The following is a 17988-nucleotide window of genomic DNA, read 5'->3' on the forward strand; positions in this document are numbered from 1 at the left end:
ATCATTATTAATTGTGTAGTAACACTTATATTTCATTATAACAAAGTGAAGATAAAAATGCAATTAATATGTATTAATTTATATTAATTCTCATATAATATATTAGTATTTTAATTTTATTATTTAATTCTCTTCTAAATTTTACTCTAATTTTAAAGATTAAAATACTAAAAGAACAAGAAATTATCTACTCAAAAGTCATTTTTAACTTATTTAAACACCGATTTTACGATAATTTAAAAAGTTTTTAATATTTTTTATATATAGCCCTTGACAAGTATATATAGATTTGATATACTGTATTTACGCCAAGAGGAATTGGCGTGTTTTTATGAATATCGCAGGGTAGAGCAGTTTGGTAGCTCGTCGGGCTCATAACCCGGAGGTCGCTGGTTCAAATCCGGTCCCTGCATCCAACAAAGCACTAGTTTCTTAACTAGTGCTTTTTCTTTTATTATCTATATATTGTATTGATTTTCTTTATATATATCATATAATATAAGTGTAGAAAGAACGATTTGATTGCTCATTTTATTGGTGCTCACCACCATTTAAGGGTAGAGTTAAGCAATCAACTAAAGGAAGAAGAGAAATCTTCTTCCTTTTCTTTTTATAAATTGATTTATATTGTAAAACAAATAAAATTTAGCTATAATAAAAACAGATATTACATAAGAAGTAGAAAGTCACACCTTTCTTTGGAGGAAATATGGTAACTGTAAAACCGGATTATTATGATGATTTTAGGTGCTTAATGGGAGAATGTCCCTCATCTTGTTGCACATTATGGCAGATTGATGTTGACGAGAAAACATATGAATATTATCAAAAGTTAGATACACCATACGGTGAATACATAAGAAGTCAAATTGATAACATTGGGGATGAACATTGGATTAAGGTTTACAATGGCAGATGTGCATTTTTGAATGATGAAAATTTATGTGATATGCACTGTCAGATTGGACCTAAGCATATGGCATTTACTTGTAGGCAATATCCTGACTTTACTATTGCCTGTGATACATATGAAGTAACCGGCAGAACTTTATCTTGTCCATATGTAGCTAACAGAATTGTCAGAGAAAAATCTAAAACAAAGTTAATTATTGAAGGCAAATCTCACGATGAATATGAAAATGAAATTTTTCACATTGTAAATAAGTGCATAGAAATTGCACAAGATGACTCCATAAAATATCGTGATAGAGAAAAAGCTATCATTGACTATATCCGTAAAGAGCAAATGTACCTTGTGGAGAAATTCAAGGTTGATGAAATCTTTATGACCGAAGATAACAAGACAATATGGGACTATTGCGACACATTAAACAGTTTAAATGTTGTAACTGAAAAGTGGCCTAAAATTCTCAGTCAGCTTGAAGAACTTGAATATTCCGAAAATGACATTGTAAAATTTGAAGAATATTTAGGGGATAGAGAAAAGGAATATGAAAATATTTTAGTCTATTTCCTATACAAACATATTATGTACAGCACTAATGACGGCAATGTATTTCAGAGAGTTAGGTTTGCTATTATTGCAACAAGAATTATCTTTATGGTCGGACTGATGAAATTCATTGAAAATGAGGAATTTACAACAGAAGATAACATTAAGGTTGCATATATTTTCAGCAAAGAAATTGAACATGATGATGAAAATATTGATACAATCTTGGAAGATATTTCCCTGGGTATGATTTAGACAATTTTCTCAGCAATTACCGGTATAATTATTATTGGTGATTAATTTGAAGAAAATATTTATACTATTATTTTGTGTTGTTTTGTTGTCAGTAGCTTTCTGTGGATGTGGCAATAGTGACGAAGAACTTAGAAAAGTTAATAATAACTCAACTGATATTTCCACAAAAGTTAAAGTTCCACCATTAAATAGAAATTTAAAAACTGAGTCATCAACTACTGCAAATAACAGTACAATTAAAGAAAGCACAACTGAATTTTCCACAAACATAAAGGAAAATGTGGAAAAAGGAACTGAAAAATCAACTACAAAATCTAATAATTTCAAAAGTAAAAACAAAAATAAGCCTACTAAAAATCAAGAAAAATCTACCTTAGGATTTTTTGATGAAGATTAGTAGGCAACAGAAAACCCATTTCTAAACAGAAATGGGTTTTGTTATATAATATTAAAAATCAGTCTTTAAACAAATCTTTGATTTTATCCATAAAGGACTTTCTCTTCTGATAATTCTTATCGGTAGTTACCTTTTGAAGTTCCTTAATAAGTTCCTTTTGCTTTGTATTTAGGTTCTTAGGAATTTCAACAGTAACCTTAACATACTGGTCACCACGACCTCTGCCGTTTAGGTTAGGAATACCTTTGCCCTTTAGTTTGAAAATATCATTAGGTTGAGTACCTTCATGAACAGTATATTTAACATTACCGTCAAGTGTAGGTACAGTAACCTCAGCACCTAAAGTTGCCTGTGCAAATGTTATTGGCATTTCACACCAAACATCATTGCCTCTTCTTTCAAACACTGCATGAGGACGAACATTTACAAATACATGTAGGTCACCTGCAGGGCCACCGTTAACACCGTCATTACCATGACCACCAATGTTAAGAATCTGACCGTCTGCAATACCGGCAGGGATTGTAACATCAACTGACTTTGTCTTACGAATTCTGCCCTTACCGTCACAATGGTGACAAGGTTTTTCAACAATCTTACCTTGACCGTGACAAGCATCACAAGCCTTTTGAGTTTGAACTACACCGAAAGGTGTTCTCTGATTAATTGTCACTCTACCTGAACCGTTACAAGATGTACAAGTCTTTGGACTGGTACCCTTTGCAGCACCTGTACCGTTACATTCAGGACAAGTTGAGATAACCTTGTACTGAATCTTTTTCTTAGCACCCTTAGCTGCTTCTTCAAAAGATACATATACACTGGTTTCAACATCAGTACCTCGTCTTGGTGCGTTAGGGTTGGCTCTTCTGCCACCTCCACCAAAGCCACCAAAGCCTCCGAATACAGAGTTGAAAATATCGCCTAAGTCAATATCTTGACCAAATGGACTACCACCGGGACCACCTGCACCAAAGTTAGGGTCAACACCGGCATGGCCAAATTGGTCATATCTTGCTTTCTTTTCTGAGTCAGAAAGCACTTCATATGCTTCATTTACTTCTTTAAATTTTGCTTCAGCCTCTTTATCACCGGGATGTAAGTCAGGGTGATATTTTTTTGCTTGTTGTCTAAAGGCCTTTTTTATATCTTGTTCAGAGGCATTTTTGTCAATACCAAGAACTTCATAGTAATCTCTTTTATCTGCCATTTATAGTCACCTCGTTTTGAGAGTACATATTTCTGCAGTTAATTATAACTGTACAAATCTATACTTTCAAGTTTTTTTTAATACAGCACATATCGTTGGGTGGCAAAAGCCACCCAACGACTCTGTGTATTGATTATGAGAAAGGAAATACGAATTAATCTACATCCTTGAAATCTGCATCATAAACATTGCCGTCATCACCATTGTTATTGTTTGGTGCACCACCCATATCAGGAGCCGGACCAGGCTGAGGCTGACCGTTTGGAGCAGCCTGCTGATATAGTTTCTGAGAAACTGACATTAATGTTTTTTCTAGATCTTCCTTAGCAGTCTTGATTAGGTCTGCGTCATTTTTCTGACAAGCATCCTTAACTGCCTGAGCCTTTGTATTTAGAGCAGTCTTGTCTTCTTCAGCTAGTTTGTCGCCATTTTCGTTAACAAGCTTTTCTGCCTGATAAGCCATATTTTCAGCTTCATTCTTAGCATCAACTGCTTCTCTTCTCTTCTTATCTTCAGCAGCGAACTGTTCAGCTTCCTTAACAGCCTTATCAATATCGTCTTTGCTCATTGATGTTGAGTTACTGATTGTAATTTTCTGTTCAGCACCTGTACCAAGGTCCTTAGCAGATACATTAACGATACCGTTAGCATCAATATCAAAAGTAACTTCAATCTGAGGAACACCACGCATTGCAGGAGCGATACCTGTTAGAGCAAATAGACCTAACTGCTTGTTATCTCTTGCAAATTCTCTTTCACCCTGTAGAACATTGATTTCAACCTGTGTCTGGTTATCAGCAGCAGTTGAGAAAATCTGGCTCTTCTTTGTAGGGATTGTTGTGTTTCTGTCGATAATCTTAGTCATTACGCCACCCATTGTTTCAACACCTAGTGATAGTGGAGTAACATCTAGAAGTAGTAGACCGTCAACTTCGCCACCAAGAACACCAGCCTGAATAGCAGCACCGATAGCAACACATTCATCAGGGTTAATGCCCTTAAATGGTTCTTTGCCGATTAAGTTCTTAACAGCTGTCTGAACTGCAGGGATTCTTGAAGAACCACCAACCATAAGAACCTTATCAATTTCGTTAATTGATAGACCTGAGTCGCTTAGAGCCTGTTTAACAGGACCCATTGTTGACTGTACTAGGTCAGCAGTCAGTTCATCAAACTTTGCTCTTGATAGAGTTAAGTCAAGGTGCTTAGGACCTGTCTGAGTAGCTGTGATAAATGGTAGGTTAATAGCAGCCTGAGTAACACCTGAAAGTTCAATCTTAGCCTTTTCAGCTGCTTCCTTTAGTCTCTGCATAGCCATCTTATCGGATGTTAGGTCAACACCTTCAGCAGTCTTAAATTCCTGAACCATCCAGTTAATAATTCTCTGGTCAAAGTCATCACCACCAAGACGGTTATTACCGGCAGTAGCTAGAACTTCCTGAACACCATCGCCCATTTCGATGATACTTACATCAAATGTACCACCACCAAGGTCATAAACCATAACCTTCTGGTCGTTTTCTTTATCTACACCGTATGATAGAGCAGCAGCTGTTGGTTCGTTGATAATTCTCTTAACATCAAGACCGGCAATCTTACCTGCATCCTTAGTAGCCTGACGCTGAGCATCTGTAAAGTAAGCAGGAACTGTAATAACTGCCTGAGTTACTGTTTCGCCTAGATAAGCTTCTGCATCTGACTTTAGCTTCTGAAGAATCATTGCTGAAACTTCCTGTGGTGTATATGATTTGTTGTCGATTGTTACTTTATATGAAGTACCCATTTCTCTCTTAATTGATGAGATTGTCTTTTCAGGGTTTGTGATAGCCTGACGCTTTGCAACCTGACCAACCATTCTTTCGCCATCTTTACCGAAAGCAACAACTGATGGAGTTGTTCTTGCACCTTCTGCATTAGCGATAACTACAGGTTCGCCACCTTCAATAACTGCTACACATGAGTTTGTTGTACCTAAGTCAATACCAATTGTCTTTGCCATAATAAATTACCTCCGAATATATTTTCTAAATAAGTGTTAATTTCTAATTTATGTTAATTGTGATTAATCACAATTAGCTACCTGAACCATTGCGTGACGAATAATCTTGTCACCAATCTTGAAACCTTTTTGATAAATCATTGAGATTTGATTTTCTCCAACTTCATCACTTTCTATCTTAGCAATAGCATTGTGAATATTTGGGTCAAATTCATCACCGATTTCACCAAAGGCTTCAACTTTTAATTTATCCATAGAAGTTTTGAACTGGTTTTGAATCAACTCAAGACCTTTCAAAAATTCCTGTGGTGCATCTTTTGCATTTTGCAAAGCCATTTGTAAAGCATCTGCCATTGGTAGTAGCTGTTCAACTGCCTTTGCTGTTGCATCATCATAGATGCCTAATTTTTCTTGTTGTGTACGCTTGCGGTAGTTATCATACTCAGCTGCAAGTCGCATATATTTTTCTTTTTCTTTTTTTAGCTCCTCTGTCAGCTTTTCTTCTGCAGTAGGCTCTTTTTCTTCTGTGGCTTCTTCGGCTTTAGTTTCTGTTTCTGTAGCTTCTACAGTTTCTTCCTGAGCCTTAGAATTTTTCTTCTTTTCTTCTTTAGCCATTATTTCATCTCCTAATCTGCCTCAAGCAGTTCACTTATTAATTCACCGGACTTATCGGCTACATATTCTGTTGCCGAAACAATGTCCTTATAACTCATTCTTTGTGGACCAATAACGGCAACTGCACCTGCCATTGAACCACCTAAGTTATATCTTGAAACAACAATTCCCGAATTAGAAAGCTCATATTTACCACTTTCCTCACCAATAATAACCTTTGTACCGGTGTTCATTGTAAGTAATTCGGAAACATTGTTTTTGTCACTTAAAAACTTTAAAATATCTCTTGCTGAAAAAATATCAAAATCATTTAAGAACAACAACTTAGTCATTCCACTTTCAGCTACAGATATGTGAGAGGCTTCTTTGGCTGCATCCCTGATTGCCAAAAGAACATTTGGCATAAAGAATGAAAGTTCACCAAAACCTAAAGCAGTGGTTTGGATAAAAGCCTTTGTAATATCTTTTAGTGGAAGTCCTGCAAAAGATTTGTTAAGTGCTTCATCAAACACTCTAAGCATATCAGGTGTTAAAACAAATTCAGTTCTAAATAACTGGCTCTTAACCATACCTGTTGAAGTTATCAGTACAACCATACCGGTATATCTGCCTGTTTGTACAAACCTTAGCTTATGGACTCTTGAATTACCCTCAGGAGGTGTTGTTGCAACTGATGGCAAACCGGTTAACTCAGTTAATAGAGTTGACGCTGCATTCAGTACACTTTCCGGTGACTCAGCTCTTTTTCTAAGATAAGAGTCGGCATATTGGGTAAATCGTGGATTAAGTTCTGTCTTTTCCATTAGGTTATCAATATAATAACGATAACCTTTTTGTGATGGGATTCTACCGGCTGAAGTATGAGGTTGAATTAAATAACCTTCATTTTCAAGGGCAGCCATCTCATTTCTAATAGTAGCAGAAGAAACTTCAAAATCTAAAGCAGCTTGAAGTGTTTTTGAACCTACAGCCTCACCATCGGCAATGTAAGACTCAACAACACAGGAGAGGATTTTCTTTTTTCTGTCTGATAGACCCATTTAAATCGCCTCACCGTTTATTCTTCTTGTTTAGCACTCTACATACCCGAGTGCTAACTACAGTTATTACTTTAGCACCGAGAGTGCTAAAAGTCAATACTTTTTTAAAAAAATATCTGAAAAAATATAGTTTTTCTTTACTTTATTTAAATATGTATATATAATATAAATTGAAAGGTAGGTTTTTCGACTATGAGTGACATTTTACCTTATTTATATGCAATCCTTTGGTTCTTACTTGCCATTGGTACTTTTGCTTTTGGAAAGAAAAATAAATTAGGTGCAATTACAGTTGTTGCTTCCATTATGTTTATTTTTATGGGCATATGGTGGACTATTGACGCATTAATACCTAGTGTCAACTTGCTAAAAGGTACTTACGGAATTATTGTCAGAGTTGTTATAGCTGTATTTGTATTAATTATGCTATTTATGTATTTACGAATCAAAAAGAACGAGAAAAAGTAATTTTCCTTGTTTTTTGCCTACAAATCCTTGTGTTTTACAGAATAGCACCACAATATGTTGATTTTTTAAAATATATTTGAAAAATTTGAAAAAAACACTTGCATTTTTGCAATAATAATGCTACAATAAGCCTTGCGTTATGATTTAATAATATTTTTTGGAGGTGAGACAATGCCAAACATTAAATCAGCTAAAAAGCGTGTTAAGGTTATCGCTACAAAGACAGAACAGAACAAGATGATTAAGTCTAACCTAAAGACTACAGTTAAGAAAGCTTATGAAGCAATCGAAAACAACGATGCTAACAAGGCTGAGGCAGTTAGTCTTGCTACAAAGAAGATTGACCAGGCTGCAGCTAAGAACATTATGCACAAGAACAAAGCTGCTAGAATGAAGTCATCTTTAGCTACTAAGGCAAACGCTTAATTTAATGAAATGTGAGCAGAGTTTTTTAACTCTGCTTTTTTCTTTTGTAAAATTCACTTGATTTATTGACTAATTTAATTAAAAGTGATAAAATAATCTACATTAGATAGACTAATTATATCGACTTTGATATTTAGGAGGTATTTTGAGATGAAAAAGATATGTGGAATGAGCGTTAGCGTCTTTGTTGCTTTAGTTTCCTCAGTTGTTGCACTTCTTGCAACTGTAACAACCTTCTTTGTTATTAAAGAAAAGAAGAAAAAGGATGACGAAGAACTAGAGCGTTACCTAGATAGTTCAATTCAGTAATTTTTAGGACTGACTTACTTGGTAGGTCAGTCTTTTTTTGTACTGATTATACCCTTGTATTTTTAGCAGAAATACAGTAAAATTAAAAGGTATTATTATTTTAGGATTGGTGATTTTATGGATTGGACAGAAATTACTGTTACAATAGACAACAAGGATGTTGACATTACTTCCGATATAGCTAATGAGGTTGTACCTTATGGTATCTATATTGAGGACTACACAAACCTTGAACAAGATGTTGAAGAAATTGCACACATCGACCTTATTGATGAAGACTTATTAAAAAAGGATAGGACTAAAGCTAAGGTTCATATGTATATTAGTTGTGAGGACAATCCTCTTGAAGCAATCAGTCAGATTTCCGAAAAGTTAAAGGAAGCTAATATTGAATTTACTATTGATTCACTTGACTGTGCCGATGAGGATTGGCTTAACAATTGGAAACAATATTTTCAGCCTACACCTATTGGCAAAAAACTATTAATTCGCCCTACATGGAGAGAAAACTATGACCCTCAAGGCAGAATTGTAATTAACCTAGATCCCGGTCTTGCCTTTGGTACAGGTACTCACGAAACAACAAGCCTATGTCTCAGTGTACTTGAAAAGGTTGTTACAGAGAATTCTACTGTACTTGATGTTGGTTGTGGCAGTGGTATCCTTGCTATTGCATCTTTATTACTAGGTGCAAAGGAAGCTGTTGGTGTTGATATTGATGGTCTTGCAGTTAAGACAGCTAAAGAAAATGCTGAACTTAACAATGTATCGGACCGTTTCACTGCTATTGAGGGTAACTTTACAGAAAAAGTTACCGGCAAATACGACATTGTTGTTGCAAATATTGTAGCAGATGCAATTATGTTCCTGTCAGAAGGTGTTAAAGAGTTTATGAAAGAGGACTCTATCTACATTATGAGTGGTATTATTGACACCAGAGTGGATGAAGTTATTGAGTCGGTTTCGAAGAATTTTGAAATTACAGACAAGTTGTTCTTAAACGGTTGGTACTGTTTAACTGCAAAAATTAAATAATTCATATATCTATCACATAGATACTTTATAATACTAACTAACAAAAATTTTATCCTTCGGAGGGAATAATAATGAATAAGAAAAACACAATAAACTTAATCCTATCTGCTTTTTTGGTAATTGCTTTTATCGTATGCACATACTTCTTTAGCACACTTAACCAGACAACTACAGTACAAAGTGTGATTAACGCACTTGTAACAGTAGTATTTGGCTTAATTCTATTTTATGCAACAAGAGTTGGTGACGGTAAACCTGTAAAGAGATTTAGTGTTGCTACACTAATTATTATGGTACTACCATCACTTTACATTTTACTTACAAGTCTTGCACCATCACTACCACTGGGCGACACACTCGGCAACAGCTCAATTGTTGTTTGTTTAGCAGGTGTAGCACTTGGTTACGGTATTCCATATACATTCCTAAGTGGTTTTGAAGTAGAAAGAGAAGAAGTAGAAGAAGGCAATGTTGAAGGTGGCATTATGGAAGAAATTGATGCTACAGATGAAAACGAAACTGACGAAACAGAAGAACTTGAACAGAACGAGGAAGTAACAGAAGACGATACTCCTGTTGAAGATAATCAAGAATAAAAAGAGGTAATAAAATGGGTTGTACTCACGATTGTTCCAGTTGTGGCGAAAGTTGCAACAGTAAAAAACCGGAAAATTTAATCGAAAAGTTAAATCAATACAGTTCAGTAAAAAAGGTAATCGGTGTTGTATCCGGCAAAGGTGGTGTAGGCAAGAGCCTTGTAACATCTACACTTGCCGTTACAATGAACAGAAAGGGCTATAAGACAGCAATTCTTGACGCTGATATTACCGGTCCTTCTATTCCAAAATCTTTTGGTATACACGAAAAGGCAAAGGGTAATGATGATGGCATCTTCCCTGCAAAAACTAAAGACGGCATTGATATTATGTCTATTAACCTACTGCTACCGGATGAAACAAGTCCTGTAGTATGGAGAGGTCCTGTAATTGCCGGTGCAGTTAAACAGTTTTGGACTGATGTTATTTGGAGTGATATTGACTATATGTTTGTTGATATGCCTCCGGGAACAGGTGATGTTCCTCTAACAGTATTCCAAAGCCTTCCAGTAGACGGTATAATCATCGTAACTTCACCTCAGGAACTTGTATCTATGATTGTAGAAAAAGCCGTTAATATGGCAAATATAATGAATATTCCTATCCTTGGTATTGTAGAGAATATGAGTTACTTTAAGTGTCCTGATTGTGGCAAAGAACATAAAATTTACGGTGAAAGCCATATTGAAGAAATTGCAAAGAAAAATAACCTTGAAGTTCTTGCAAAACTTCCAATTGACCCAAGTTTAGCAAAGCTGGTTGATGCAGGTGAAGTAGAAAACTTCCAAGGTGACTTTATGGATAATGTTGCAAAGAAAGTTGAAACAACTTGTAAAATTAAATAATCCAAACTAAAATAAGGACTTGCTTAACTGCAAGTCCTTTATTTTTGCCTTATATAGATACAAAAAAGCGGTGCTGAAAAGCACCACTTAATTTTTATTATTTTACAGTAATTGTAACACCTGTTTTGTTATAACCACCGGAAATATAACCGGCAGGACAGATAATATATGCCTTTACTGTGTAAGTATATTTCTTGCCACTAACAACATTCTTATCTGTATAACTCTTAACATTGCCACCCTTAACATCAGCAATTAGCTTATAACCACTGTTGCCTGTTTTGCTATATACATAGTAGCCTGTAGCACCAGGTACTGTTGACCAATTAATCTTTGCTTGACCCTTAGTAGTTGATGGTGAACCTAGCTTTACTGTCTGAGGAACAGCCTTGCCCTTTACTGCTTCACTGTCAAAGCTACCGTACTCAACCTTATTATTAATTACATAAGCAGTAACATAGTAGTAATACTCTGTACCACACTCTACTGTATCGGTAAAGCCTGTTGCAGCACCACCACTAATATTTCTAATTAGCTTATATGTACCGTTTACAACTTTTCTGTAAACCTTATAGCCTGTAGCACCGTTACTTCTGCTCCAACTAACATTTAGCTTATTATAGTTAGATGAAGTTACCATTACAACAGGTCTGTCAGGAATAGTCATAATCTCTAAACCGTTAGAGTTGTAAGAACCAAGTACAGGTTTCTTGCTAACATTTCTGTATGCTCTGACTGTGTAATGATACTTAACACCACAAGTAACCTTCTTGTCAGTATAAGAAAGTTTCTTAGAGTCGGTTGTACCAATTGTTGACCATGTTTTGCTACCGTCTGCTTTACGCATTACCTTGTAGCCGTTAGCACCACTTACTGCTTCCCACTTAACAGTTACATTAGTAGCTGTAGAAGAAGTAACAGAAACCAGCTTTGGTGCTGATGTAACAGGTTTCTTAGTAACACCTGTTTGGTTAAAGTCACCCCAGATAGTCTTGCTACCGTCTTTATAGTAAGCTCTAACTGTATATGTGTAGTTAACACCTGTTGTTAGTTTGCGATGTTCACAACTTGTAAGTGAACCGTTCTCAAATGTTGCAAGTGTTGTCCAATTCTTTGCATTATCTTTCTTAAAGTAAATTCTGTAACCTGTTGCACCGTTTACCTTTTCCCAACTAACATTTAATGAATTGTAGCCGGTTGAAGCAACCTTTACCTTTACAATCGGTGGAACAGCCTTGCAACTTACTGCTGAGTTGTTGCCACTTGTATATGTCTTGCCGTTTTCATATCTAAATGACTTGATAATATACTGATAAGTTGTACCACAAGTTACTGTTTGGTCTGTGTATTTATCTGTTTGTTCATAAAGAGTAATAAGTTCTTTATAATTTTTGTCTGATGGTAATTTTCTGTAAATCTTATATCCGTTAGCACCGTCAACCTTGTCCCACTTTAGTTCAATAGCGTTGTACTCAACACTGGTTACTGAAGTTAAGTTAGGGTTGCTTGGATAAGCAGTACCGTGAATATAATTTTCATATGTACTTACTCTCTTAATACCATCTTTGTTATAGAAAGCTCTTACTGTGTATTGATATTTAACACCGGTAACTGCCTTTTCATCCTTAAATGTTACAGTTGACTGCTTATCTACTGTACCAATCTTGCTATATGTACCGGTTGTCTTTCTATAAATATCATATCCGGTAGCACCCTCAACCTTAGTCCATTCAATTGAAATAGTGTTATAACCAAGGCTCTTTGCACTTTTTAGTGCAGGTTGTGCAGGAGTTGTCAGTCCTAAATAATCCTTGCTACCAAGACCTTCATAATTTTTGCCATCAACTGTTCTAAAGCCATTAACTCTGTAGTAGTATTTAACACCACACTTTAGGCCACTATCAGTAAATTCTACATTACCGTTGCCGTTAATAGTCTTTATTAATTTATAGCTTTTATCATTTTCAAGTTTACGATAAACATTGTAGCCACTTGCACCATTTACCTTGCTCCAAGTTAGTTTTAACTTGTCACTTACTGTACTAACACCACTTTTAATAGTAGGGGATTTAGTACAAGCAGTAGCTGTGACACCCTTTGAGTCATAAGAACCGGCATATGGTTTACCGTCACGATTTCTGTATGCTCTTACTGTATATTGATATTTTACACCTGTAGTAGCTGAAAGGTCAGTAGATGAGAAAGTTTTGTTTCCGTTTACTTCAGCAATCTGCTTAAAGTACTTTTCGCCATCAGCTTTTCTATAAACATAGTAGCCGGATGCTCCATCTACCTTTTCCCAAGTAACCTTAATTGCATTAAAGTCAACACTTTCTGCAGTTTTTAGTGTTGGTTTCTTTGGTAGTGCAACACCCTTAATGCCGTTTTTATCAAATGAACCTAGGTTTGAAGTTTCACCTACATAAGCTCTGACAGTATAGTAATATTCTTGACCGACTTGAGCTGAGTCATCTTTATATGTAGTACCCTTTACAAATCCAAGTGCAGTAAAGTCTTTTTCTCCGGCTTTTTTACGATAAACCTTATAACCTGTTGCACCTTTAACTTCTTGCCACTTAACATTAATAGTATCATAATCGGCACTTGTTGCACTTAGTAGCTTTGGTGCATCGGTTTCAATATTAATACTTTTACCTGTTTTGTTGTATTTCAAATATACTGCCTTACCGTTACTGTCGTAGTAATTACCGGTAACAGTATATTCATATGTATTACCCGGTGTTACATCTGTATCGGTACAAGTACGAATACCTTCACCGGCTGATGAAGAGAATGTCTTGAAACTTTTACCTGACCAAGAAGTTGCACCTTTCTTTCTTTTATATACAGTGTACTTTTCACAAGCACCGTTAGGATACCAAGAAAGTGTTACTGCTGTAGACTTAGTTTCAGCAAGTGACTTTAGCTTTACAGTGTTGTTATTCTTAAATACTACAAAATAACAAGCAGTATAATTAGTTGATGAAAGTTTCTTTAGTGCTAAAGCGTTATAATAATCATTAGCAGTATTGTATCTTGTACCACCATCATAAATAGCAGTTGAATCGTTAATAACCAAAGTCTTTTGCTTTACAGTAGCCTGACGGTCAATCTGTACATAGTGTGATGATGTTGTTGGAGATACAACCTTTAGTAGTAGGTGATACTGAGTATTAGGGTCATTAAAGTACCTCATAGCAGTACTGTAAAAAGAACCTGATGGGTACTGCTGAAAACTTACGCAACTCATACCGAACTGTCCGGCTAAAGTTGACCAATAAATACCTACATCACCGATACCCTTAGATGGTGAACCGTACTTTGTCATTAGAGTCCCGGGGTTTACTGAGTTAGGGTCTGCAACACCGGCTTCTACAAACATCTTAGCCATTGCAACTGTACTACAACCGTAACGGTTCATCCAGTCACTTTCCCAAGCATCACTGGGTTTTGTATTGTGCCAAGGAAATTGGTCCTGACTCCATGCTCTGTAATATTTGTAACCATTTGTCTTAATCATCTTAGCACCATCAAAATAGTTAACGGCACTAACTGATGTCATAGGCACAATCATTAGAAAAGCAGTAAGCAAAACTAATGTTAGTGTTATAGAAATCTTCTGTACTTTTCCCACAGTTATTCCTCCTAGAATTTCTAAGTAATTTCAAATATATTTATTCATTTGTCTTTTAAATTAATTCCTTGTTACTATTACAACAAGGATGTTACCAATTTTCATTATAACATTTACATATATTTTTTTCAACTTATGGGGCATTTTGTAACTATTCTTGTGAAAAAGAAAAAATGCTCCCTAGTTTTAGGGAGCAAATTTGTTTATTTTAGTGCATCCATAGCAGCATGGATAAGAGCAATCTTTTCTCTTTCCTTTTCTGCTTGACCTTTAATCTTTTCAATAACCTTTTCAGGTGCTTTAGACATAAAGCCCGGATTATTAAGTTTTCCTTCATCCTGAGCAAGCATTTTTTCAACCTGCTTTAGTTCCTTATTAAGACGCTTTAGTTCAGCTTCTTTGTCAACAAGTTCTTCCATTGGAATATAGATTTTTGCATCACTTGTAACAACAGTAACTGCACCGTCAATATCAAATGAATCACTGATTTCAACTTCACTTGCTGATGCTAACTTCTTAAAGAACTGTTCACCGTTACTGAATGTTTCAGGAATAGCAGTAGCAATAAATAGCTTTGCTTTCTTTGATGGTGGAACATTCATTTCGTTTCTCTGAGTACGAATAGCAGTAATAGCTTCCATAACCTTCATCATTTCTTCAGCTTCACTTGGGAAGTCAAGGCTAGGATCATATTCAGGATACTTCTCAAGCATAACAGTCTTACCATCAGTATCGTGAGGAATTGTCTGCCAAATTTCTTCTGTGATAAATGGCATAAATGGATGTAATAGCTTTAGAATTTTGTCAAGAACATAAATAAGTACCTGACGAGCATTCTGAGCAGTTTCACCTTCACTCTGAAGTCTAGCCTTACAAAGTTCAATATACCAGTCGCAGTAGCTGTTCCAAATAAAGTCATAAATCTTAGAAAGTGCAATACCAAGTTCAAACTTTTCAAGATTTTCGTTAACTTCTTTAGCTACATTATTTAGTGTATGAAGAATCCACTTATCTTCTGTTTCAAGAGTAGCAGGTAGTTCATTCTTAACATCATAATCATCAATGTTCATATGAACAAATCTACTTGCATTCCATAGCTTATTAGCAAAGTTACGACAAGCTTCAACTCTCTTTTCGGAATATCTCATATCGTTACCAGGTGAGTTACCTGTAGCTAGGAACATTCTTAGAGCATCAGCACCGTACTGATCAATAACAAGTAGTGGGTCAATACCGTTACCAAGTGACTTACTCATCTTAACACCGTTTTCATCACGAACAATACCGTGAATAAATACAGTATCAAATGGCTGACTATTCATCTGTTCAACTGAGCTGAAAATCATTCTTGCAACCCAGAAGAAGATAATATCATAACCTGTAACAAGTGTATTAGTTGGGAAGTAGTAGTCTAGTTCAGGTGTCTTATCAGGCCAACCTAAAGTTGAGAAAGGCCATAAAGCTGAGCTAAACCAAGTATCAAGTGTATCTTCATCCTGATGTAGGTGAGTACAACCACACTTAGGACACTTTTCAGGCATTTCCTTTGCAACTGTTACTTCGCCACATTCATCACAATAGTAAGCAGGAATTCTGTGACCCCACCATAGCTGACGAGAAATACACCAGTCACGGATATTTTCCATCCAGTGATAATAAATCTTATTAAATCTTTCAGGAACAAACTTAGTTTTGCCACTCTTAACACATTCAATAGCAGGACCTGCTAGTTCATCCATCTTTACGAACCATTGCTTAGAAACTCTTGGTTCAACTGTGCTGTGACATCTGTAACAAGTACCAACATTGTGGTCATGCTTTTCAACCTTAACAAGGAAACCACCTTCATCAAGATCCTTAACGATAGCTTCTCTTGCTTCGTATCTATCCATACCGGCATACTTTGGATAATCCTCAACAATCTTAGCGTCATCTGTCATTACATTAATAACAGGTAGGTTGTGTCTTAGACCAACCTGGAAGTCGTTAGGGTCGTGAGCAGGAGTAATCTTAACTACACCTGTACCAAAGTCAACATCAACATAATCATCGGCAACAATTGGAATTTCTCTGCCAACAAGTGGAAGTGTTAATGTTTTGCCTACTAAATCTTTGTATCTTTCATCACTTGGGTTAACTGCTACTGCTGTATCACCTAGTAATGTTTCAGGTCTTGTTGTAGCAAGTTCTAGGTAGCCACTACCATCTGTTAGTGGGTAACGAAGATGCCAGAAATGACCTGCTTGTTCTTCAAATTCAACTTCTGCATCAGAAATTGATGTTTTACAATGAGGACACCAGTTGATAATTCTTTCTCCTCTGTAGATTAAGCCTTTGTTGTATAGACGAACAAAAACTTCCTTAACAGCCTTAGAACAACCTTCATCCATTGTAAAGCGTTCTCTTTCCCAGTCACAAGAAGAACCCATCTTCTTTAACTGGCTTACGATTCTACCACCGTATTCTTTTTTCCACTCCCATGCTCTTTCAAGGAACTTTTCTCTGCCTAAATCTTCTTTAGTAATTCCCTCTTTACGCATTGCTTCAACAATCTTAGCTTCTGTTGCAATACTAGCATGGTCTGTACCGGGTAGCCATAGTGCAGAATAACCCTGCATTCTTCTCCAACGGATAAGAATATCCTGTAGAGTGTTGTCTAGGGCATGACCCATATGTAGCTGACCTGTAATATTTGGAGGTGGCATAACAATAGTATAAGGTTTCTTGTCCTTATCTACTTCTGCGTGGAAGTAGTTGCCCTCCTGCCAAAAGTCATATATTTTGTCTTCAACCTCTTTTGGGTTGTAGGCTTTAGCCATCTCTTTTGCCATAGTTTATTCTCCTTCATAGCAAAGTTCATACAGTACTTATTATCTCATTATAAAAGAAAAAAGTCAATAATAAAAGCACCCATAATGAGTGCTTTTTTGCAATAATAATTTTTATTCTTTTTCTTTTTTGTTTTTTATTCTTTGGCGTGACCTTTTATATCTATAAAGAATGTTAGTTGCCCATTCTCTGTCGATAGTTAAGAAACCCATCAAGTTCTTATCCTTTTCAGCCAATTCATCAACAATAGCAAGGCTTTTGCTATAGATTTCAAGCCTAGCTGACTGAATATAAGGTTCTTTATCAAGACCTGTTAAGAAAGTAAATCCCATTGTGTTGCTTTCTCTGTCATACATTGATAAGTACCCTTCGGTAACTTCCCTTAGTTTTAATTTTCTGGCAACACTTTCACTAATGGCAAGTTTAGTTAGTTCAACTGCCATATCATCAAGACCGTTTTCAAAGATAAATATTTTTTCTTTAAATGTATTGAAGTTAGGTGCTAATCTTTTTCTGATGCCCTTTAAGTTCTTAAATTCTTCTTCAAGCTCATTATCGGCAAGTTGGAAACGGTCAATATCCGGAATCAGATACACCATAAATCTTCTTTTCATATCGTTATATAGTAGTGGATATGTAAGTCTTGCCTTGTGGCCACAAGCATGACATGTCCAATCAAAGATTTTTTCTTCAAGGACTTCGTTTCTTAGGTGAGGATTGTTTGTGGCATTGATGCTTGTATATAATTTTCCCTCAGTTACTGCGTTACATTGTGGACAGATAATCTCTTTTATAACTGTTTTAGGCATATTGCCACCTCCTTATTCTATACAATATTATAATAAATGAAAAATATTCGCAAGTAAATTTTCAAAAT

The 17988-nt window shown here is 35.8% G+C and carries 15 protein-coding genes and 1 tRNA gene; 9 read left to right on the forward strand and 7 right to left on the reverse strand.

The features are described from left to right. Positions 1-339 precede the first annotated feature (339 nt). The 3 genes from E5Z56_RS04310 to E5Z56_RS04320 all read left to right on the forward strand — a co-directional run bounded on the left by E5Z56_RS04310 (position 340) and on the right by E5Z56_RS04320 (position 2105). A tRNA-Met gene (locus E5Z56_RS04310) sits at positions 340-416 on the forward strand. Between the two features lie 293 nt (positions 417-709). Next, positions 710-1708 carry a flagellin lysine-N-methylase gene (fliB, locus tag E5Z56_RS04315; protein ID WP_138156691.1) on the forward strand — a complete coding sequence of 333 codons (999 nt, stop codon included), beginning with the start codon at positions 710-712 and terminating at the stop codon, positions 1706-1708. A 46-nt stretch (positions 1709-1754) separates the two neighbouring features. Beyond that, complete coding sequence (locus E5Z56_RS04320; protein WP_138156692.1) at positions 1755-2105, forward strand: hypothetical protein; 351 nt, start codon at positions 1755-1757, stop codon at positions 2103-2105. Positions 2106-2163: 58 nt separating this feature from the next. Here the strand turns inward: E5Z56_RS04320 and dnaJ are convergent, their stop codons facing one another. From dnaJ to hrcA, 4 genes are all read right to left on the reverse strand, one after another. Next, positions 2164-3315, reverse strand: a complete 1152-nt coding sequence (gene dnaJ / locus E5Z56_RS04325; RefSeq protein WP_138156693.1) for a molecular chaperone DnaJ — start codon at positions 3313-3315, stop codon at positions 2164-2166. A gap of 154 nt (positions 3316-3469) precedes the next feature. After that, positions 3470-5314: a molecular chaperone DnaK gene (gene dnaK, locus E5Z56_RS04330; RefSeq protein WP_022505144.1), complete on the reverse strand. Its 1845-nt coding sequence runs from the start codon at positions 5312-5314 to the stop codon at positions 3470-3472. Positions 5315-5377: 63 nt separating this feature from the next. After that, a complete protein-coding gene (locus E5Z56_RS04335) occupies positions 5378-5929 on the reverse strand; it encodes a nucleotide exchange factor GrpE (RefSeq protein WP_138156694.1) in 552 nt (183 codons plus the stop codon). Between the two features lie 11 nt (positions 5930-5940). After that, the gene (gene hrcA / locus E5Z56_RS04340) at positions 5941-6969 is read right to left on the reverse strand and encodes a heat-inducible transcriptional repressor HrcA (RefSeq protein WP_138156695.1); all 1029 of its coding nucleotides are present in this window, start codon (positions 6967-6969) and stop codon (positions 5941-5943) included. A 192-nt stretch (positions 6970-7161) separates the two neighbouring features. Between hrcA and E5Z56_RS04345 the strand changes: the two genes are divergently transcribed. The 6 genes from E5Z56_RS04345 to E5Z56_RS04365 all read left to right on the forward strand — a co-directional run bounded on the left by E5Z56_RS04345 (position 7162) and on the right by E5Z56_RS04365 (position 10648). Further along, on the forward strand, positions 7162-7437 hold the full coding sequence (locus E5Z56_RS04345) for a hypothetical protein (protein WP_138156696.1): 276 nt from the start codon (positions 7162-7164) through the stop codon (positions 7435-7437). 171 nt (positions 7438-7608) lie between these two features. Next, a complete protein-coding gene (gene rpsT, locus E5Z56_RS04350) occupies positions 7609-7863 on the forward strand; it encodes a 30S ribosomal protein S20 (RefSeq protein WP_022505148.1) in 255 nt (84 codons plus the stop codon). A 150-nt stretch (positions 7864-8013) separates the two neighbouring features. Continuing rightward, a complete protein-coding gene (locus E5Z56_RS11660) occupies positions 8014-8172 on the forward strand; it encodes a hypothetical protein (RefSeq protein ID WP_022505149.1) in 159 nt (52 codons plus the stop codon). A gap of 117 nt (positions 8173-8289) precedes the next feature. Beyond that, a complete protein-coding gene (gene prmA / locus E5Z56_RS04355; RefSeq protein ID WP_138156697.1) occupies positions 8290-9207 on the forward strand; it encodes a 50S ribosomal protein L11 methyltransferase in 918 nt (305 codons plus the stop codon). 71 nt (positions 9208-9278) lie between these two features. Then, positions 9279-9803, forward strand: a complete 525-nt coding sequence (locus E5Z56_RS04360; RefSeq protein ID WP_138156698.1) for a hypothetical protein — start codon at positions 9279-9281, stop codon at positions 9801-9803. A gap of 14 nt (positions 9804-9817) precedes the next feature. Further along, positions 9818-10648: an Mrp/NBP35 family ATP-binding protein gene (locus E5Z56_RS04365; protein ID WP_138156699.1), complete on the forward strand. Its 831-nt coding sequence runs from the start codon at positions 9818-9820 to the stop codon at positions 10646-10648. Between the two features lie 97 nt (positions 10649-10745). Here the strand turns inward: E5Z56_RS04365 and E5Z56_RS04370 are convergent, their stop codons facing one another. The 3 genes from E5Z56_RS04370 to E5Z56_RS04380 form a co-directional block, all read right to left on the reverse strand. Next, entirely contained in the window at positions 10746-14282 is a 3537-nt protein-coding gene (locus tag E5Z56_RS04370) for a fibronectin type III domain-containing protein (RefSeq protein ID WP_138156700.1), read from the reverse strand. A 203-nt stretch (positions 14283-14485) separates the two neighbouring features. Then, entirely contained in the window at positions 14486-17113 is a 2628-nt protein-coding gene (locus E5Z56_RS04375; protein WP_138156701.1) for a valine--tRNA ligase, read from the reverse strand. Between the two features lie 111 nt (positions 17114-17224). Continuing rightward, on the reverse strand, positions 17225-17920 hold the full coding sequence (locus E5Z56_RS04380; protein ID WP_022505155.1) for a CpXC domain-containing protein: 696 nt from the start codon (positions 17918-17920) through the stop codon (positions 17225-17227). Positions 17921-17988 lie beyond the last annotated feature (68 nt).

It is taken from the genome of Ruminococcus bovis (assembly GCF_005601135.1).
In the GTDB taxonomy this organism is placed as follows: Bacteria; Bacillota; Clostridia; order Oscillospirales; family Acutalibacteraceae; genus Ruminococcoides; species Ruminococcoides bovis.